This is a genomic window from Corallococcus sp. CA054B (assembly GCF_003611625.1).
GTDB lineage: Bacteria > Myxococcota > Myxococcia > Myxococcales > Myxococcaceae > Corallococcus > Corallococcus coralloides.
On record NZ_RAVY01000022.1, the window covers coordinates 39,860 to 58,274 of the forward strand.

The 18,415-nt window shown below is 70.8% G+C and carries 13 protein-coding genes; 4 read left to right on the plus strand and 9 right to left on the minus strand.

Features of this window, described 5'->3' with window-relative positions; all coding sequences use genetic code 11:
- Positions 1-11: 11 nt before the first annotated feature.
- On the minus strand, positions 12-1,622 hold the full coding sequence (locus D7V80_RS08375) for an N-acetylmuramoyl-L-alanine amidase (RefSeq protein WP_120587650.1): 1,611 nt from the start codon (positions 1,620-1,622) through the stop codon (positions 12-14).
- Between the two features lie 396 nt (positions 1,623-2,018).
- Here D7V80_RS08375 and D7V80_RS08380 point away from each other — a divergent pair, with 396 nt between their 5' ends.
- Both D7V80_RS08380 and D7V80_RS08385 read left to right on the plus strand, forming a co-directional pair.
- A complete protein-coding gene (locus tag D7V80_RS08380; protein WP_120587651.1) occupies positions 2,019-2,756 on the plus strand; it encodes a metallophosphoesterase in 738 nt (245 codons plus the stop codon).
- Positions 2,757-2,926: 170 nt separating this feature from the next.
- A complete protein-coding gene (locus D7V80_RS08385; RefSeq protein ID WP_120587652.1) occupies positions 2,927-3,508 on the plus strand; it encodes a DUF2378 family protein in 582 nt (193 codons plus the stop codon).
- A gap of 64 nt (positions 3,509-3,572) precedes the next feature.
- Here D7V80_RS08385 and D7V80_RS08390 read toward each other — a convergent pair whose 3' ends face one another.
- On the minus strand, positions 3,573-4,589 hold the full coding sequence (locus tag D7V80_RS08390; protein WP_120587653.1) for a hypothetical protein: 1,017 nt from the start codon (positions 4,587-4,589) through the stop codon (positions 3,573-3,575).
- A gap of 400 nt (positions 4,590-4,989) precedes the next feature.
- Positions 4,990-6,987 carry a potassium transporter Kup gene (locus D7V80_RS08395; protein ID WP_370452472.1) on the minus strand — a complete coding sequence of 666 codons (1,998 nt, stop codon included), beginning with the start codon at positions 6,985-6,987 and terminating at the stop codon, positions 4,990-4,992.
- A 183-nt stretch (positions 6,988-7,170) separates the two neighbouring features.
- On the opposite strand from D7V80_RS08395, the gene D7V80_RS08400 reads away from it, so the two are divergent.
- Positions 7,171-9,741 (plus strand): GAF domain-containing protein, encoded by a 2,571-nt coding sequence (locus tag D7V80_RS08400; protein ID WP_120587655.1) that lies wholly within the window; start codon positions 7,171-7,173, stop codon positions 9,739-9,741.
- On the opposite strand, the gene D7V80_RS08405 is transcribed toward D7V80_RS08400, so the two are convergent.
- From D7V80_RS08405 to D7V80_RS08425, 5 genes are all read right to left on the minus strand, one after another.
- Positions 9,738-10,754: a hypothetical protein gene (locus D7V80_RS08405; RefSeq protein WP_120587656.1), complete on the minus strand. Its 1,017-nt coding sequence runs from the start codon at positions 10,752-10,754 to the stop codon at positions 9,738-9,740. The genes D7V80_RS08400 and D7V80_RS08405 overlap by 4 nt on opposite strands.
- Positions 10,751-11,158: a hypothetical protein gene (locus tag D7V80_RS08410; RefSeq protein ID WP_147447021.1), complete on the minus strand. Its 408-nt coding sequence runs from the start codon at positions 11,156-11,158 to the stop codon at positions 10,751-10,753. The genes D7V80_RS08405 and D7V80_RS08410 overlap by 4 nt, the downstream gene beginning before the upstream one ends.
- A gap of 265 nt (positions 11,159-11,423) precedes the next feature.
- Positions 11,424-13,154 carry a hypothetical protein gene (locus D7V80_RS08415; protein ID WP_147447022.1) on the minus strand — a complete coding sequence of 577 codons (1,731 nt, stop codon included), beginning with the start codon at positions 13,152-13,154 and terminating at the stop codon, positions 11,424-11,426.
- Between the two features lie 23 nt (positions 13,155-13,177).
- On the minus strand, positions 13,178-13,723 hold the full coding sequence (locus D7V80_RS08420) for a hypothetical protein (protein ID WP_120587659.1): 546 nt from the start codon (positions 13,721-13,723) through the stop codon (positions 13,178-13,180).
- 90 nt (positions 13,724-13,813) lie between these two features.
- Positions 13,814-15,850, minus strand: coding sequence for an alpha/beta fold hydrolase (locus tag D7V80_RS08425; protein WP_120587660.1), 2,037 nt, complete (start codon positions 15,848-15,850; stop codon positions 13,814-13,816).
- 347 nt (positions 15,851-16,197) lie between these two features.
- On the opposite strand from D7V80_RS08425, the gene D7V80_RS08430 reads away from it, so the two are divergent.
- Complete coding sequence (locus D7V80_RS08430; RefSeq protein WP_158616576.1) at positions 16,198-17,685, plus strand: DUF4397 domain-containing protein; 1,488 nt, start codon at positions 16,198-16,200, stop codon at positions 17,683-17,685.
- 3 nt (positions 17,686-17,688) lie between these two features.
- Here the strand turns inward: D7V80_RS08430 and D7V80_RS08435 are convergent, their stop codons facing one another.
- Positions 17,689-18,354, minus strand: a complete 666-nt coding sequence (locus D7V80_RS08435) for a hypothetical protein (protein WP_120587662.1) — start codon at positions 18,352-18,354, stop codon at positions 17,689-17,691.
- Positions 18,355-18,415 lie beyond the last annotated feature (61 nt).

Sequence of the window (18,415 nt, forward strand, 5' to 3'; positions counted from 1 at the left end):
CGTGCATCACGTCAGCGCACCCGGACGGCGTCGGCCATGACCACGGAGCCCGGGGTCGTCCAGCGGCTCAGCTGCACCTTGTTCCAGCCGGCGGAGAAGCTGTACGTGCCCAGCTGCACCCACTTGCCCCCGTTGGCCTGCTGGTTGACGGACACGCGGCCCACCTCGCTGCCCGCGGCGTTGTAGGCGATGAACGGCGCCGTGGTGGAGCGGTTCGTGCCCGCCACCCACCAGGCGTCAATCGTGCGCGTCTGCGCGGTGGGCAGGTAGAACTCGAACGTGGCCGGCGCGGAGATGGCCTCCGTGGACGCGTAGTAGTAGCCGCTGCCGTAGTAGCCGGCGCTCGAGCCCGCCGTCCACGCGCCCGTCAACGAGAACCTCGCCTTGGAGGCGTCGTTGTTCGCGCTGTTGCTGTCGATGATGATCTCACCGGTCGGCGTCGCCGTGCCGCAGTAGCTGTTGATCTTGCTGATGTACGACGACCACGGCCAGTTGGGGCCCGGATCCGTGCGGCTCGACGGCTGCAACCGGCCGTGCGCCACGATGTGGTAGCTGTCCTTGATGATGGCGTTGTCGCGCGCGATGTCGCACGACAGCTTCGCGGACGCGTCAATCTGCCCGGCCGGGAAGGACGTCTGGCTGGCGTAGCCGCCGTGCTCGATGCCGATGGTGAAGTGGTTGGCCGACACGCCGTTGAGCCAGCTCTCCTTGCCGCCGTTGAGCGACGAGTCGTACGTCGCGCCAATGTGCCACCCGCGGCTGGCCTCGCGCACCAGCTGGGAGACCTCGCTGCCGCTCTCGTTCACCACGTAGTGCGCGCTCACGCCCGAGGCGCTGTTGGTGAGCCAGCTCCAGCAGGACGAGTAGCTGCCCTCACAGGTGTGGATGATGATCATCGACGGGTCGCCCGTGCTGCCGGAAGGGCGCGCGTTGTAGTTGGGCGACGGGCGCCACACGGCCGCCCCGTAGTCCGGGCCCGCCGCCATGGCGCGCACCTGGGGACGCGCGAACTTCGCCTCCACCTTCACGGGCTCCAGCGACACGGCCACCGAGCCGTCCTGGTTGAGCTCCACCGCGCCCTCGTTCATCACCGCGTACACGGAGCGGTGCACGTGCTCCGCCTGCGCCTCCGGATTGGAGATGCCGCTCAGCGCGGCCACCGCCGGCGCCCACGCGGCCAGGTCCCCGCGCTCCACCTTCGCGTCCGTGGCCAGCTGGGACAGCCGCGCCGCGCCCGCGCGCAGGTTGGACAGCGCGTCCGTGCGCGCCGCCTCCGCCGTCACGCCCGCCAGCGCCGCGCCCTGCTCCAGGTCCTCACCGCGCAGCGCCATCAGGCCGAACGCCGGCTGCTGGCCCGGGAACTCCGCCTCGCCCCGCACCATCTGCCAGCGCGTCTCCGCGTAGGAGACCGCCTTGAGCAGCTCCACCGGGACGTTGAACTCCTGGGCGGCCTGCGCGAACAGCGGATCCAGCTCACGCGGCAGCGTGCTGCCCGCCGTGTCCGGGGAAGGCTGCGACGGCGTCTCGGCCGGAGGGGCCTCGGTGGGCTGCGTCTGGGGACCGCACGCGGAGAGCACCAGGGCGACGGCCGCCGCCGCGAAGGGATTGCGGAAGGTTGACATAAGGGGACTCCAAATTCGGGGGAGGAACTCCACGCCTCCTCAGCACCGTGCGTGCCAGCCGCTTCCATCCCGTCACCTTCGTCCAGTTTTCTTCCGCGACCGGTGCATGCATGCTCCACCCGCACCCGGCGCGCGGCGCTCCTCGTGACTTCAAACACCTGAAATCACGGAATTACCTACATCCCAGGACCCACCGTCTTCACGCGGAGTCCGACCTGGTGCATGGATGCCGCACTGCCGTGTTTCAGGACATCCATGACGTAACGTTTTGTTACACGATTTCTTGTATTAATCACTATTTGAACCATTGGCGGACGGTGGCGGGAGGCCGTCCGGACGGGCGCCGCGCTGGAAGGGCCGACATGGGGCCAGGGCATCCGCTATGACGCCAGCATCATGCGGCTCTTCGGAATTGGCGACACGCACCTGCCCTCCACCCGGCAGAAGGACATGCACCGCTTCGGCTGGACGGACCACCCGCTGCCCCTGCAGCGCGCGTGGGACGAACGGGTGCGGCCGGAGGACGCGGTCATCGTCGCGGGCGACATCTCCTGGGCCACCCGTCCCCACGAGGTGATGGAGGACCTGGCGTGGCTGGACGCGCGGCCGGGGCGCAAGGTGCTGGTGCGCGGCAACCACGACTACTGGTGGGGCGACTCCGCGTCCAAGCTGCGCAAGCTGCTGGAGCCGTTCCGCACGCTGGAGGGCTTCCTCCACAACAACGCGGTGGTGCTGGGGCCGTGGGTCATCGCCGGCACGCGGCTGTGGACCGCGCCGGAAGCGCCGCCCATGCCCGGCGGGGAGATGGGCGACGAGCAGGGGGACTCCGGCTACGTGGAGCGTGAGACGCGCCGGCTCAACACGTCGCTGGAGGACGCGCTCAAGAAGGAGGCGGCCTCCCCCACGCCGCTCACCCGCATCGTCGCGGTGCACTTCCCGCCCGTGTACGCGAACGAGCGGGCCACCGCCTTCAGCGCCCCCATCGAAGCGTTCGCCCCCAAGGTGTGCGTGTACGGCCACCTGCACTCGAGCGGCATCCCCGCGGGCTTCACCGGTGAACGGGCGGGCGTGCGCTACGTGCTCGCGTCGTGCGACGCGGCCGGCTTCGCGCCGGTGCTGCTGGACGAGCGCTGACGGGCCCCCGGCCGGGAGCGCGAAAGACACTCGGAACCTGCCGCGTTGTCCCGGGCACCGGACATGGGAGGTCGGGACGGGTGCGACGCCCGGTGAAGCGCTTTGTCGACAGGTGAACCTGGGCCGTTAAGCTGGCCCCGGGTTCGCCCGTGAACCAAGGAGTGGAAGTCATGCCGTCGGACAAGGCCGAACTCGCCGCCCGGATCGCCATCCTCCAGTCGGGGGACTCCATCCGTGGGCTCATCTTCAAGTCCGTCTTCGGCCTGGTGCAGCAGCACGCGGGCGCCATCGGCATGGAGAAGCTGCGCGTGGGGGAGCTGAACCACGACTACGCGGAGCTGCGCTCGTACCCGGCGCGGGAGTTCCTCACGCTGCTGTACAACACGGCGGACCTGCTGGAGGGCGCGCTCGGCGCCCAGGACGCGGTGTTCCACGCGTGCGGCGAGGTGAGCATCACCCGCTACTCCACCGGGCCGGGGATGCTGGTGTTCGGCATCATCTCCCGGGGTGATCCGCAGAAGCTCTTCGCGGGCGCGCAGATGGCGTACAGCGCGGCGGTGTCCTACGGCAACCGCGAGTACCTCACGACGGGCCCCAAGTCCGGCACCCTGCGCATGCGCCGGGACATGATGCCGCCCGCGTACCACGTGGGCATCCTCACCGGTTCGCTGAAGGTGTTGGGACTGACGGGCAAGGCCACCGCGAAGCCGCAGGGCATCGACCGCGTGGACTACGACATCGAGTGGGCCTGAAAGGGGACGCGGAGCCGCGCGTCGACAGCGCTTCGGGTGCGCTCCAGCGGAACTTCAGGGAGCTTCAGTCGACGCGGGTGTAGGTCACGTCCAGCTGCGCCACCACGCGCTCGCCCACGGACGCCCAGCAGGCGAAGGTGTGGTCCGCGCCGCGCACGCGGGTGCGGCGCGCGCCGAACACCACCGTCTGGCCCGCGTAGGCCAGGCTGTCCGCGGACAGCTTCACGTCCTTGGCCACGAAGCGGGCGCCGGGCGCGCGCTCCAGCGAGCGGCCCAGCGTGGTCGCCATGCGCGTCATGCCGCCCGCGACGACCGCCACCGGCATCACCGGGTGCATGGCGAAGTGGCCCTTGCACAGCTCCGGGGTGACGACGAGCGAGGAGCGCATGATGTCGCCCTCCATGCGGAAGTCCTGGAGGTCCAGCGGCTTGCTGTACGGGTTCTGCCGCAGCTTCGCCCACTCCTCCGGGGTGCGCTGCACGGTGTCCGCGGGGCGCGGCTCGCGGCGCATCTCCTGGCGCGCCTCGCCGAACAGGCGGGTGAAGGCGGCGGCGGACAGCACGTTGTAGTCCACCTCCAGCTTGAACAGCGGCGTGCCGTCCGACGAGGACAGGAGCGTGCGCGCCGTGCAGGTGCGCTTGCCCGTGTACTCCGCCTGCGCCAGCGCCCAGAGCATGTCCGTGGCGCGCTCCTGCGCGGTGGGCGAAAGCCACTGACCGCGCGCCGCGCTGGCCAGGTAGAAGTGCTGCCCGTCCTTGGGCGCCACCAGCGCCGCGCCGCACGAGCCCAGGATGGCCAGGTGCCGGCCCGCCTCGCCCAGGCCCAGCGGCATCGCCTCCGCGTCCGGCGCCATCTGCACCGGCACGCGCGCCACCACCTCGCCCGGCAGCACCGTCACGTCCTTCAGCGCGAAGTACGGATCACGCACGCAGATGCGCGGGTACAGCTCCTGCGCGCTCAGCACCGTGTACGGCGCCGCCTCCGACAGGGGCATCCGGGGCTCGGCCATCCACGGCATGACGGACTTCACCGCGGAGACAGCCGGGGACGACACGGGAGCGGGGGCGATGGCCTGGAGCATGGAAGGGCTGACCTCGTTTCAGACGCCGGGTGCCGGGGGACACCTGGCCGCAGGGTAACCAAGTTCTATTGCGCTGGGACAGTAGTTTTCTCTGGCCCGCGAAAAGATTCTCGATTCATCGACGAAAGTGTTGCTGCCCCGCCGTATTTTTCTACGTGAACCGGAAAAAACGGACGGGGGCACTGCAATTTGAAGCAGGCAAGCCCCTGCGTAAAGGGCTGTCTGGCAGCCAGTTCTCAACGCCTCCGGGTCGAAACGACCCCTCCCCTGAGAACCCTGTCCATGTCTTTTCAGGGGGTTACGAGGCGGAATAAACCTCAAGCCCCGCAAAACACGTGCAGCACCGGCCGAGTAGCTTTTCTACTCCTGGGGTGAAGTCCCGGTGCGGCACGGGGCCGGATTACAGCTCCACCTGACTTCCCAGCTCCACCACGCGGTTGGGCGGAATCCGGAAGTAGGCGGTGGCGCTGCGGGCGTTGCGGCTCATCCAGGTGAAGAGCGCCTCGCGCCAGACGGCCATCCCGGGCTTCTTGGTGGGGATGAGCGTTTCGCGGCCCAGGAAGAAGCTGGTGCCCATCAGCTGGAACTGGAGGCCCTTCTCCCGGCAGCGCTTGAGGATGTCCGGGATGCTGGGGTTCTCCATGAAGCCGTAGCGGGCCACGACGCGCACGAAGCCCTGCTCCATGGGCTCCACCTCCACGCGCTCCTGGGCCACCACGTGGGGAATCTCCTCCGGGATGATGGTGAGGAGCACCACCTGCTCATGGAGGATCTTGTTGTGCTTCAGGTTGTGCAGGAGCGCGGGCGGGGTGCCTTCCGGGTTGCCCGTCATGAAGATGGCGGTGCCGGGCACGCGCAGGGGTGGGTGGTCCCCGAAGCTGCCCAAGAGGTCCTTGAGGCCCAGGCTGGCCGCGCGCAGCTTGCCGGCGAGGATGTCCCGGCCGCGCTTCCAGGTGGTCATCAGCGTGAAGATGCAGACGGCGAGCAGCAGCGGGAACCAGCCGCCGTCGGGAATCTTCGCCACGTTGGCGCCGAAGAAGGACAGGTCCACCAGCATGAAGAGGCTGGCGACGGGCAGGGCCACGGCGCGGCGGACGCCCCAGCGCTCGCGGGCCACCACGTAGGCCAACATGGTGGTGATGCCCATGGTCGTCGTCACCGCGATGCCGTACGCGGCCGCCAACCGGCTGGAGGAACCGAAGCCCAGCACCAGCGCGATGACGCCCACCAGCAACGCCGCGTTGATGCCGGGCAGGTATATCTGCCCCATCTCCTCCGCGGACGTGTGCACCACCTCCATGCGCGGGCAGTAGCCCAGCTGCATGGCCTGCCGGGTGGTGGAGAAGGAGCCGGAGATGAGGGCCTGCGACGCGATGACGGCCGCGGCGGTGGACAGGGCGACCAGCGGATACAGGGCCCAGTCCGGGGCCAGGAGGAAGAAGGGGTTGCGGGCGGCCTCCGCGTGGCGCAGGAGCAGCGCGCCCTGGCCCAGGTAGTTGAGCACCAGGGACGGCAGCACCAGCAGGAACCAGGCCCGCCGGATGGGCTTCGCGCCGAAGTGGCCCATGTCCGCGTAGAGCGCCTCGCCGCCCGTCACCACCAGGATGACGGCGCCCAGCACCAGGAAGCCGTGCCACCCGTTGTCCATGAAGAACTGCACGCCGTGCACGGGCGACAGCGACCAGAGCACCGCGGGGTTGTGCAGCAGCTCCTTCACGCCCAGCACCGCCAGCACCAGGAACCACACGGTCATCAGGGGGCCGAACACCGAGCCGATGCCCGCCGTGCCCTTGCGCTGCACCATGAACAGGAGCAGCAGGATGACGAGCGAGATGGGAATCACGTACGGCTGGAAGACGGGGGTGGCCACGCTCAGGCCCTCCACCGCGCTCAGCACGGAGATGGCCGGGGTGATGACACCGTCGCCATAGATGAGCGCCGCGCCGAAGAGGCCCAGCGTGATGAGCACGGGCCGCGCGCGGTGGGACTGGCCCCGGGGCCGGTGCATCGCCAGCGCCATCAGCGCGAGGATGCCGCCCTCGCCCCGGTTGTCCGCGCGCATCACGAAGATGATGTACTTCACCGACACGACGATGATGAGCGACCACACGATGAGCGACAGCACGCCCAGCACGTTGGCCGGGGTTGGCGTCACGCCGTGCACTCCGGAGAAGCATTCGCGCAGCGCGTAGAGCGGACTGGTTCCAATGTCTCCGTAGACGATGCCCAGCGCGCTCAGGGCGAGCATCGCGATGCGTTTGGGAGATTCCGGCCCCTCCGAAGGGGCGGCCGGTGATTCCGGGGGTGTGTTCACGGCCCCCGCTTTAGCCGAACCCGGGCCCGGAGCAACCGGCGCCTTGCCGCTCCTTTGGTTTCCAACCGCTCCGGGTGTTCCCATGTGCGCGCTTGGACGCCCTGCCCTCGGGGGTGCCGGGCCGCGGAACGAGACAGGTGCCCGTCACCAACGCTTCCGGTGGGTGGGTGTCGAGCATCCGCAGAAGTCAGGGATGGCGGGACCTGGGACGCAGAGCGCCGCGAGCGGGGGCGTGCTCCCATGGCGGGTGCAACGGGGGGACGTGGCATGACGATGGTCGCAACCAGGCTGGGGGAGGCGCGGCAGTACGGGGCGCGGCTTCCGGAGATTGAAGAGCGGCTGGCGCTGCTGGCGGAGGCCTCGCGGGTGCTGGCGGACGCGTCGCTGGAGCCCCCGGCGGTGATGGAGCGGCTGTGCGGGTTGGTGGTGCCGCTGCTCGGCTCCGCGTGCGCGCTGCGGCTGTTGTCGGAGGACGGGCTGTGGCTGCGCACGGTGGCGTCGGCGGCGGCGGTGCCGGAGGCGCGCGTGCGGCTGCAGGCGCTGTTCTCCCAGCGGGTGCGCGCGGACGAGGGCGTGGCGGCGGAGGTGCTGGACACGGGCGTGGCGCAGGGAGTGGAGGCGGTGCTGGTGCTGCCGCTGAGGGCCCGCGGACGCGCGCTGGGGACGCTGACGGTGTGGCGGGAGGCGCCGGAGCCGGCGTCGTTCGAGTCGGCGGAGCAGCTGCTGCTCCAGGAGCTGGCGGACCGGGCGGCGTTGGCGCTGGACGTGGCGCGGGCGTACGCGTCCGAGCGGCAGGCGCGACAGGCGGCGGAGGTGGCGGCGGGAAGGCTCGCGCGGCTGCAGCACGTCACCGCGGAGCTGTCGGAGGCGCTCACCGCGGCGCGCGTGGCGGAGGTGGTGCTGGAGCAGGGGCTGGCGGTGGCGGACGCGAAGGCCGGGGCGCTGTGGGGCGTGGCGCCGGACGCGACGAGCGCCTTGCTCCTGCGCTGCGCGGGCTGCACGCCGGACGCGGCGGAGCGGCTGAAGCGGATGCCTCTGGAGGAGGACTCGCCGGTGGCGCGGGTGCTGCGCGAGTCGCGGCCGGTGTGGCTGACGGCGGAGGACGCGCTGTCGGGGTCGGAGCGGCCGGCGAACTCGTCCGCGTGTCTGCCGCTGGTGGCGGACGGGCGGGTGCTGGGGGCGCTGGTGTTCACCTTCGGCCTGCCGCACGGGTTCGACGATGACGAGCGGGCCTTCCTCCAACTGGTGGCGCACCACGCGGCGCAGGCGCTGGCGCGGGCGCGGCTGCTGGAGCGCGAGCAGCGGGCGCGGGCGGCGCTGCGCGAGGCGCATGGGACGCTGGAGGCCATCATCCAGGCGAGCCCCACGGCCATCATGCTGTTGGATCCGGACGGCACGGTGCGGCTGTGGAATCCGGCCGCGGAGCGGATGCTGGGGTGGACGGCGGAGGAGGTGCTGGGGAAGGTGCTGCCGGCCGTGCCGCCGGAGCACTGGGAGGCCTTCCGCCAGGGCCTGGAGCGCGCCACGCGGGGCACGGTGCTGGACGGCGCGCCGCTGGCGGCGCGGCGGCGCGACGGTGGCTCGGTGCAGGTGGCCATGTGGACGGGGCGCGTGCACCCGGCGAGCGGACCGCCGCAGTGCCTGAGCGTGATGGTGGACATCACCGAGCGCCAGCGCGGCGAGGCGGCGCAGCGCTTCCTCGCGGAGGCCGGCGGGGTGCTGGCGGGGAGCCTGGAGGAGGAGGAGACGCTGGAGCGCGTGGCGCACCTGGCGGTGCCGCAGTACGCGGAGGCCTGCGGCGTGTTCCTGGAGGACGAGTCCGGCGGCGTGCGCTGCGTGGCCACGGCGGGCGTCGGGGACGGAGAGGTGCCGCCCCCGGGGCTCGCGGTGGTGTCGCGGGTCATCCAGTCCGGGAGGCCGGAGTCGCGCTCGGGGCTGTCGGAGGGGGACCCGTCGTACGCGCGGGCGGGCGGGACGTGCGCGTACCTGTGCGTGCCGCTGCGGGTGCGCGGGCACACGCTGGGGGCGCTGACGTTCGTCACGTCGAAGGGGGCGTACGACGCGCACGACCTGGCGCTGGCGCAGGAGCTGGCCCGGCGCGCGGCGCTGGCCCTGGACAACGCAAGCCTCTACCGGGACGCGCGTCAGGCCATCCGCCTGCGCGAGGAGTTCCTGTCCATCGCGAGCCATGAGTTGAAGACGCCCATCAGCGCGCTGCAGCTCCAGGTGCAGAGCCTGCTGGCGGGGCTGACGAAGTCGGGAGCGGCCTTCGACCCGGAGCGGCTCAAGCGCGGCCTGGAGCGGGTGGACCGGCAGGTGAAGCGGCAGACCTTGCTGGTGAACGACCTGCTGGACGTGTCGCGCTTGAGCGCGGGGAAGCTGGAGCTGGTGCTGGAGCCCCTGGAGCTGGGGGCGCTGGTGCGGGAGGTGGCCGAGCGCTTCGAGCAGGAGTACGCGCGCTCGGGTACGCCGCTGGAGCTGTCGCTGGCGCCGGAGGTGGTGGGGCAGTGGGACCGGCTGCGGTTGGATCAGGTCTTCACCAACCTGTTCTCCAACGCGCTGAAGTACGGGCGGGGCAACCCGGTGCACGTGTCGCTGGAGGTGGAAGAAGACCGGGCCCGGCTGCGGGTGAAGGACGGCGGCATCGGCATCGCGAAGGAGCACCTGCCGCGCCTGTTCCACCGCTTCGAGCGCGCAGTGTCCGAGCGCAACTACGGCGGCTTCGGGCTGGGACTGTGGATCGCCCGCCAGATTGTCGAGGCGATGGGCGGCCACATTGAAGTGGAGAGCGTCCTGGGCGAGGGCTCCACGTTCATCGTGGAGCTGCCGCGGGGCTAGCGGTGGAAGGCGGGGAGCCCTTCCGCGATGAAGCCGCAGCCGCGCTGGGATTCGCGGCGGTGGAGGACGTGGCAGCGCTCGGGGGTGGGACAGTCGGTGTCGCGGGTGCAGGGCTGGAAGCAGTAGCCGCTGCTCTCATCGCAGGTGAGGCCCTTCGCGCAAGGGGTCTGGTCGTCACAGCGGGCGCGGCACTCGAAGGCCATGGTTTCGAGCGTGGGCTCGGCGAAGCCGCGCAGACAGTCCTGGTTCGCGGCGCAGGGCGCGTCGTCCAGGCAGGCGGGGCCCACGAAGGGGCGGCAGATGGGCACTTCGCCCGGGCCGTCCGTTTCGCAGCGTTCGCCCTGGGGACAGGCGCGGTCGCGGCAGCTGGGGACGCAGGCGCCGCGGACGCGGTAGGGATTGGGGGCGCACTCGGTGCCGGTGGCGCAGGCGTCCGGGTCGTGCACGTCGCACGGCGGGCCGCAGAACTCATGGATGCACAGGAGCCCCGGCGCGCAGCGGCCTTCCAGTTCACGTGCGTACCCGGTGCACCGGTCCCCGGCGCGCAGCGTTCCCTGTGGCACGCAGCGGCGCAGGGCCTGGCCAGACGCGGACGTGTCCACGGGGTGGCAGGTATCGGACGGGGTGCAGTCCGACGCGTCGTCGCAGAAGCGGTGCAGGGGCTGGCAGTCGCGGAAGCCGAAGTCCGGGTGATGCGCGCACACGGTGTCGGCGGGGCACGCGTCGTCCGAGTCGCAGCGGTCCTCGCAGGCGAGCGAGCCCCGGGTGTCCGCGTGGCAGTTGGAGGGGACGTGGGTGAGCCGGATGCCGTTGCTCAGCACGACGACGTCAGGAGGTTCGCTCCCTTCGCTGTCCAGGTCGTCGCTGGATTCGAGGCTCAGGTGGACCGGCTCATCCGACAGGTCCGCCTGAGCGGTGAGGTCCGGTCCGGGCCACGCGAGCCACACGCCCGTGCCCACGGCGGTCACGAGCGCGGTGAAGGCGATGAGGAGGCAGAGCCTGCGCGGAGTCACAGGTCGAGCACCTGCTGCATCCAGCGCTGACTCTCCGCGTCCCGGGTCACGAGTCCGTCGAAGCGGCCCGCGCGCATCATCTCCACGAGTGCCGTGTCCTGCGCGACGAGCCCTGCCGCCGCGAAGGGGAACGTCGTGGTCGAGCATCTGCCCGGGACGAAGTCAGGTTCCCCCGGAAGCAGCTCCATGAACCGGGCAAGCTGGTTGAGCAACTGGTCCACGCTGGAAGCCACCGGCACCACCAGCAGGTCCTCCTGCATGTCGAGGTAGAGCACGGGCTGGACTCCGCGAGCATCCGCCAGCTCTGGAACGACGCCGTAGTAGTAGGCGAGGTTCGCGACCTGTCCGAAGAGAACGCATGAAGGGAGTGGAACCTGTCCCCTGCTCCGCAGCCATGCATTCACGTCGAGGACGCCATCCGGACCGGAGCCAGGGCGATACAGCTCGATGTCTCCCAGAGTGGCTCGGCCCGCCCGCGAATAGAGTCCGGCGAGTATCGGATCGATTGGCGCATCCAACAGCGTTGAACCAGGCCGAGGGGCATCGGCCGAGGGGGGCTCCACGCTGACCTGAAAGCCCAAGCGATGGCAGGTCTCCACCAGCCTCATCCATCCGCTCCCCTCCGTATCCGGTCCAGCCAAGCGAACACGCCTCCTGAAACGCCAGGACCTACAAACCCAGCACGGCCGCGACTTCCTTCAGCGCGGCCTTCTCCGCGGAGGCAAGTGCAGCTCCTGACTTCGACGGATCGTACAGGACGTGAAACCACCGTCCGAAGTGGTTGTGCGTGATGTGAGCAATTTCCTCCACCTCCCTGGCGGAGACGCGCTTCGTGTTCGTCCGCACGAACGTCCAAACCGAGTTGACGCTCGAATGAACCTCCCGCGCCATGCCCACCAGGTTCTCCGCCGCGTTGACACCGCGGGTGGGAAACAGATGGGCATGCTCGATGGGCACCAGATGGTGCACCTGGTACGTCCCCAGGCGCTCCTTCCCCAGGGCCTGGGCCAGCCGGGGCTGATGAACTTCGAAGTATTCCTGCCGAGCCCATTCCCGAAGCTTGTCCTTCGAGTATTTGTCCGTGATGGGTGTCCGAAGCCGGTGCTCCATGCCTTTCAGCAAGGACCGGAGTCGGGCCTGCTCCCCGGCCTCGAGCGCCATCAGGCCCTCTGCCTCTACCTTCATCCAGATGCGCTGGAGGGCTTCGCGCTCTGCGGGCGGAGTGCGGATCAACACCGTTCGGAACCACTGTGCGGCCTTCGCCCCGCCCCTGCCCAGCACCGAGACCACCGTGGGCGCGACGGCCTCCATCGCGCCGAGCGCTCCCTTCGCGATGAAGCCTCCCACGTACCAGTATGCGAGCTGCTCGAAGGACCACACTCCCGCGAGGCGCGCACTGTCCTGTACCTCCTCACGCCAGTGCCGGAGGATGTCCTCCTGCATCGCCCGGTACTCCCTGGCGATGTCCTGCATCCCATCCGGAGGCGCGGAGGGTTCGAGCGTCGTCGCCGCCACCACCCGCCAGCGCGGCTCGGCTTCACCGCGCACGTGCATTCCCTCCAGCTCCAATTCGACGGTGCGGCTTCCCACCGCGTTCGCGAAGGGCAACAGCGCCTGCACCACGGGCATGCGCAGGTCCGCGCTCCCGGGCGCAGTCCTCCGGCCCGAACCCTCCTGAACCTCGAAGACGCCCGGCTCTACCTCCGGATGCAATCGCAGTCCTTCGAACTGGAGCCTTGCCCGCTCCTGCACCCGCCCCTCCCAAGGCACGCGAGACGCGGGCAGCAGCTGCCGGGCCACCGTCAGCGCATCCGACACCAGAAGTCCGGATGCGCCCGGTAGGGACTCGGGCACCGTTCGCGCATGGACCGCGACCGGACCGCGGACCGCCTCCAGCTCGAAGCGCCAGCGCTCCAACCCTCGCTCCAGCGTGAAGCGCAGGCGTCGCGGCTTCACCCCCACCAGCGTGGACAGGCTCCGCGTCAGCTCGCGGGAGAACCCGCTCCACTCCGCGGTCGCATTGGCGCCCTGGCCCGCCGCCGTGCGCCGGAAGGACAACAACGTCAGCGCACCGCCGTGCACCTGGTAGTCAAAGGTCCACGACTCGCCGGGAACTCCGCGCGCACCCGCGACCTCCCAGAGTTCACGCACCACCCGGGCCGCTTCCGCCTGCCGGGCGCGCTCACTGCCCACGGGCGAAGCGCGCTCCAATGCCCCCTCTCGCGTGAATCCGAGGCCCGCGCGTTCGGCCGGGGTGTCTTCACCCGTCGCCTCTTCGAACGGCTCCCGCTCGAAGGAGCCATCGATCGCGCACGCGGCCAGCGAGAACACCCACAGGAGTCCCAGCACCGGCAGCATCCGGTGCCAGGCCTCCTCTCCACGGGAATCGGAACGCGTCATCGCGTCCCGAGCCTATGGGGAAACTACAGCGCCAGGAGCAGCAGCGACGCCTGCTCCGCGGGCGAGGCCGCGAGGAAGGCGTCCGGCAGCGTGATGACCGTGGGCGGCATGAACGAGCGGTCGCAGCTGCGCTTTCCCTCGTAGGTGCGGCCTTCTTCCTTCGCCTTCAGCCGGTACGTGCAGTCGCGCACGTACACCGTCAGCTCCTGCGGCGACAGCGTCAGGTTGACGGGGCGCCCGTAGAAGCCGCCCTTCGCCTTCAGCGCGTCGCCTTCCTTCTTCACGTCCAGGTTCACCACCGCGGTCCCGATGTTGCCCTTCACCTTCTCGTCCTCCAGCCTCAGCGTCACCGGGGCGTCCGCCACGCGGCCTCGCAGCTCGCCTGGAAGACGGGACACCTGGAACTCGGGCCCCGTGACGTTGTCCGGCGTGATCCGCAGGTTGAACTGCGTCCGCGCGACGCTGAAGCCGATCTGGTCCTGCGCCGAGGACGCCCACGCTCCGCCCACACCCGCGAGTACCGCCAACACTCCCACACCCCGACGCAATGACTGGCTGTTGCGCTTCATGGATAGGACTCTCCTCGCTGACATGGACAATGTGTAACGTCCCCCGGCCGCCGACATATCGGCGGCGGCCGGGTCCCTCCGAAGTGAGGGCTACCTTCCGCCCGCTGCCCCGCTCCCCTGCCCTGCCGCCGGTCCCAGCAGGTGCTTTTCGAAGAACATCAGCGCCGTCGTCTGGGCCATGTCCCGGTTGGTCTTCTTCTGGAACCCGTGCCCCTCGTCCGTGGCCAGCAGGTACCAGACGTCCGAGCCCTTCTTGCGCACCGCCTGGACGATCTGCTCCGCCTCCGACTGCGGCACGCGCGGGTCATTGGCCCCCTGCTGCACGAAGAGCGCCGCGCGGATCTTGTCCACCGACCCCAGCGGCGAGATGCGCTCCTGCACCTTGCGCACCTCCGGGTTGCGCTCGTCACCGTACTCCGCGCGCCGCAGGTCCCGCCGGTACGCCTGCGTGTTCTGCAGGAACGACGGCAGCGACGAGATGCCCACCACGTCCACCGCCGCCTTGATGCGCTCCGGGAAGAACGCCGCCGCCGCCAGCGTCATGTAGCCACCGTACGAGCCGCCGTAGATGCCCACCCGCGACGCGTCCAGCTCCGGCCGGGAGGCGACGAAGTCCAGCGTGGCCCCGATGTCCGCCAGGCTCGCCTCGCGCTTCACGCCGTCATCCATGGCGCGGTACGCCTTGCCGTACCCTTCCGAGCCGCGCACGTTGGGCAGCAGCACCGCCATGCCCAGCTCCGTCACCATCAGCTGGGTCTGCGCGCTGAAGATGGGCTGGCTCTGGCCCTCCGGGCCGCCGTGGAACATCACCACCACCGGCACCTTCCCCTTCGCGTTCTTCGGCAGGTACAGGAACGCCGGCACCTTCACGCCGTCCGTGGACGGGTAGCGCACCAGCTCCGGCTCCACGAACGTCTCCGGATCCAACCCGCCCACCTCCGAGCGCGTCCAGCGCGTGGTCTTCTTCGTCCCCAGGTCCACCGTGAAGATGTCCAGCGGCACGCGCGCCGACGTCAGCGAGAACGCCACGCGGTCCGACCGCTTTGCCGGGAAGCGGACCTGCGAAAGCACCCCGCGCGGCGTCTCCACCGGCGACAGCGCCTGCGTGCGCGTGTCCAGCAGGTACAGCCGGCCGAAGCCCTCCTCGTTGATGGCCACCGCCAGCTTGCGCCCGTCCGGAGACAGCTCCAGGTCCTGCACGTTCCAGCGCACCGACTTCGTCAGCGACGGCGGCGCGGCCGGAGGCGCGCCCGTGAGCGGCAGCCGGTACACCTCCGCGAAGTCGCTGTAGCGGTCCGTGGCCACGTACACGCCCTGCCCGTCGTGCGTGAAGACGGCGGCGTCCACGCTGCCCTTGCCCTCCTTGGGCGTCAGCTGTGTGCGCGTGTTCGTCTTCACGTCCACCACGCTCAAGTCCGCGTCATCCGCCGCGCGGTACTGGCGCACGAGCAGCTTGGAGCCGTCCTGGGAGAACTCCAGCGGCGCCCAGCTGCCCTCCACCTCCGTCACCCGCTTCGCCTGCTTGGGGTCCGCCGTGGGCGCGACGTACACGTCGGTGTCCTTGCCGTTGCGCCCCGTGCCCGCGTACGCGAGCCAGCGCCCGTCCTTCGACACCACCAGCTCCTCATGCCGGCTCTTGCCGTCCGTCAGCAGCTCCGAGCGGCCCGTGCGCCGGTCCAGCTTGAGCACCTGGTAGAACTCTCCGCCGCCCGTGTCCTGCAGGTAGAAGATGACCTGCGGATTGCCCGGCAGGAAGCGCGCCCGGTTGATGGGCTCCTTCGTGAAGGTGAGCTGCGTGCGCGAGCCCAGCGGCATCTCCACCAGGTGCAGCTGATTGACGTCCGCGAAGCGCGTGGAGATGAGCACCTGCTGGCCATCCCCGCTCACGTCCAACAGCTGCGCGGAGCGGGACTCCAGGTACTGCTGCACGCGCTGGGAGAGCGCGGGCGGCACCGCCGGCACGCCGCTCACCCACAGGTTGGGCAGGCCGGGCAGCGGGGCGATGCCGGGGACGGCGGACGGGGCCTTCGCGGCGGCGGCCGGCGCGGGGGGCGTCTTCGACGGCGCCGGCGCGGGCGTCTGCGCCGTGAGCAGGGACACGATGAGCGGAAGGGACGCGAGGTTCATGGTGCCTCCGACCCTACCAGCGCCGTCGCACTCCTCGGCATCCGCGCGCCCCATTCCTCTCTCCTCGCGCGATGATGTGTTTTGAACACGGGATGACCCGGGCGGGATGCCGCGCCGCGGCGGCCGGGCGACCGTGACCGCGGGGCCGGGTGATCGCCTCCTGCCGCCCCTTGAAGCCCTCCACGCCCGTGATGCCCGGGACTTGCGACGTGCGCCGGTGCACAACGTCGCGGGCGGACAGTGGCCCTTGCGTGGGGGTTCGCCCGCGTGAGGGTGATGCCCACCCTTACCCCTGTCGACATCGGTGCCGAGCCGCGTCCGCGGCCCGCCGAGGAGGGGACTTCGACATGGCCTGGATGCGGGGGAAGACACTGCTCGTCGTCGCGCTCACGTCGCTGGGGGTGTTCGCGCCCGCGTGCGGCGGCGGCTCGGCGGAGGACTCCGACACGCCTCCCACCCAGGACGGGCCGGTGCTCGTCCCCCCAACCCAAGCCCAGCTGCGCATCGTGCAGGCCGCGCCGGGCGCTCCCGCGATGGACGTGTACCTCGCGGGCAATCCCACGCCCGTGGCCCGGGCCGTGGCCTATGGCGCCACCACGCCCTACCTCACGCGCGACGCGGGCGCGGTCACCGTGGAGCTGCGGCCCACGGGCGCGGCGGTGGACTCGCGCCCTGTCGTGTCCCAGCCGGTGGGCATGGAGGCCGGGACGCGCTGGACGGTGGTGGCCGCGGGGGCCTTCGGGTCCTCGGACTCCGACGCGGCGATGCGCACGATGCTCCTGCGCGACAACACCGTGCCCGCCGACGGAGGCCAGACGCGCGTGCGCATCGTCAACGCCGGCACGGACGCGCCGACGGTGGACGTGGACCTGGGCAATGACGGCTCGGTGGAGGTGGGGGCGCTCGCGCGCTTCAAGGACTCTGGAGAAGCGGCGCTGGTGCTTCCCTCCGGCGCCGCGTTCCAGGTGGGCCTCCGCACGGGCGGACAGCCGCTGACGTCCTTCACCGTGCCCGCGCCCGGCTCCGGCACCGACACGCTCGTCGTCGCCACCGGCCTCATGTCCGCCCCGGCGCGCGCGGGCGACGGCTTCTCGCTGCTCACCGCGGGCCGCGACGGCACGCTGGCCATCCTCCGGCAGAACCCCACGGTGTACGTGCTGCACGCGTCGCCGGACGCGCCCGCGCTGGACCTCTTCGCCAGCGACCGCGAGCTGTCCGGGGGCCTCGCCTACGGCGCGCTGTCCTCACCGCTCCAGGTACCGCCGGGCGCGTACACGCTGGACTTCTTCGCCGCCGCGTCCGGGACGGAGCGCCCCACGAGCGCGCCGGTGGTGACGGCGACGACGCCCACGCTCGTCCCGGGCGAGCGCTACCTGATGGTCGCCGCGGGATACCTCGTGCCGCCCCGGCCGGCCGCATCTCCGTTCACGCTGCTGCCCCTCACGGACCGCTTCGCGAGCGACCCGTCCAACCTGCGCCTGCGCTGGGTGCACGCGGCCGCGAACACGCCCGCCGTGGACGTGGGCCCGCTGGGCTCGGAGCGCCGCGTGCTGCCGGACGCGCCCTTCCTCGACGTGCCCTTCGCCTCCGCCACCGCGCAGGACGGCCTGCCGCTGCCCTCCGGGGGCACCGTCACTCTGGGCGTGGTGCCGTCCAACGACGCCAACCGCGCGCCGCGCACCAGCTTCTCCGTGACGCCCCAGCCGGACACGCGCGTCTTCGCCGTCGCCACCGACACGCCCGGCGCCGCGCCCGGCGGCTGGGACCTCCAGCTCCTGTGGGTGGACACGACTCGCACGCCGTGGACCGTGAGCACGCGGGCGCACGGGCCCTGACCTTTAGAAGGCCCAGCCCACGTTGAGCAGGATGCGCTGGGTGAACAGCCACGTCGACTGGTGGACCCGCGTCAGCGCCGAAAGGCCGTTCTCGCCGGGGCGCACCACGTCGTAGGCGAGCGCCTCGCGGCGGGCCCCGAACCCCACGCCGCCCTGCACCGTGAAGCCGGGCTCCAGCACCACGCTGTAGCCCACGACCGCCGCCCCACCCACGGACCAGATGTCCGTGGAGTTGTCGATCAACGACAGTCCCTCGTCCTGGCTCGGCACCGTTTCACTCGTGTTGCGCCCCAGGCTCGCCTCCAGGCGCGGTGACACCCACAGGCCCTGGGGCGCCCGCCCCGTCAGGTAGAAGCGCACCGAAGGCTCGAGGCCCAGCCGGTAGGAGCCGCTGTCGAACCCCTCCACGCCGTCAGCCTGGGTCTCATCAAACCTCGAGCGCACCTGGTTGAAGAGCGCGGACACGCCCAGGCCCACGGAGAAGCGCTCCCCCATCACGCGCTCGCCCTCGAGTGACAGGTGACTCAGGCTCTGGAGGGGGACGGACACCGTCACCACGTTGCGGCGCTCCACCGGGAACGAGCCCGTGGTGACGGCCTCCTCCTGCGCGAACGCCACCGCCGACACGAGCACCAGCGACACACCCAGCTTCCACTTCATCGCGACCATGTGATGAACCCCCGTCATGAAGCGGACCCCCGAGGCCCGTCATGCGGAGGACACCCACCGC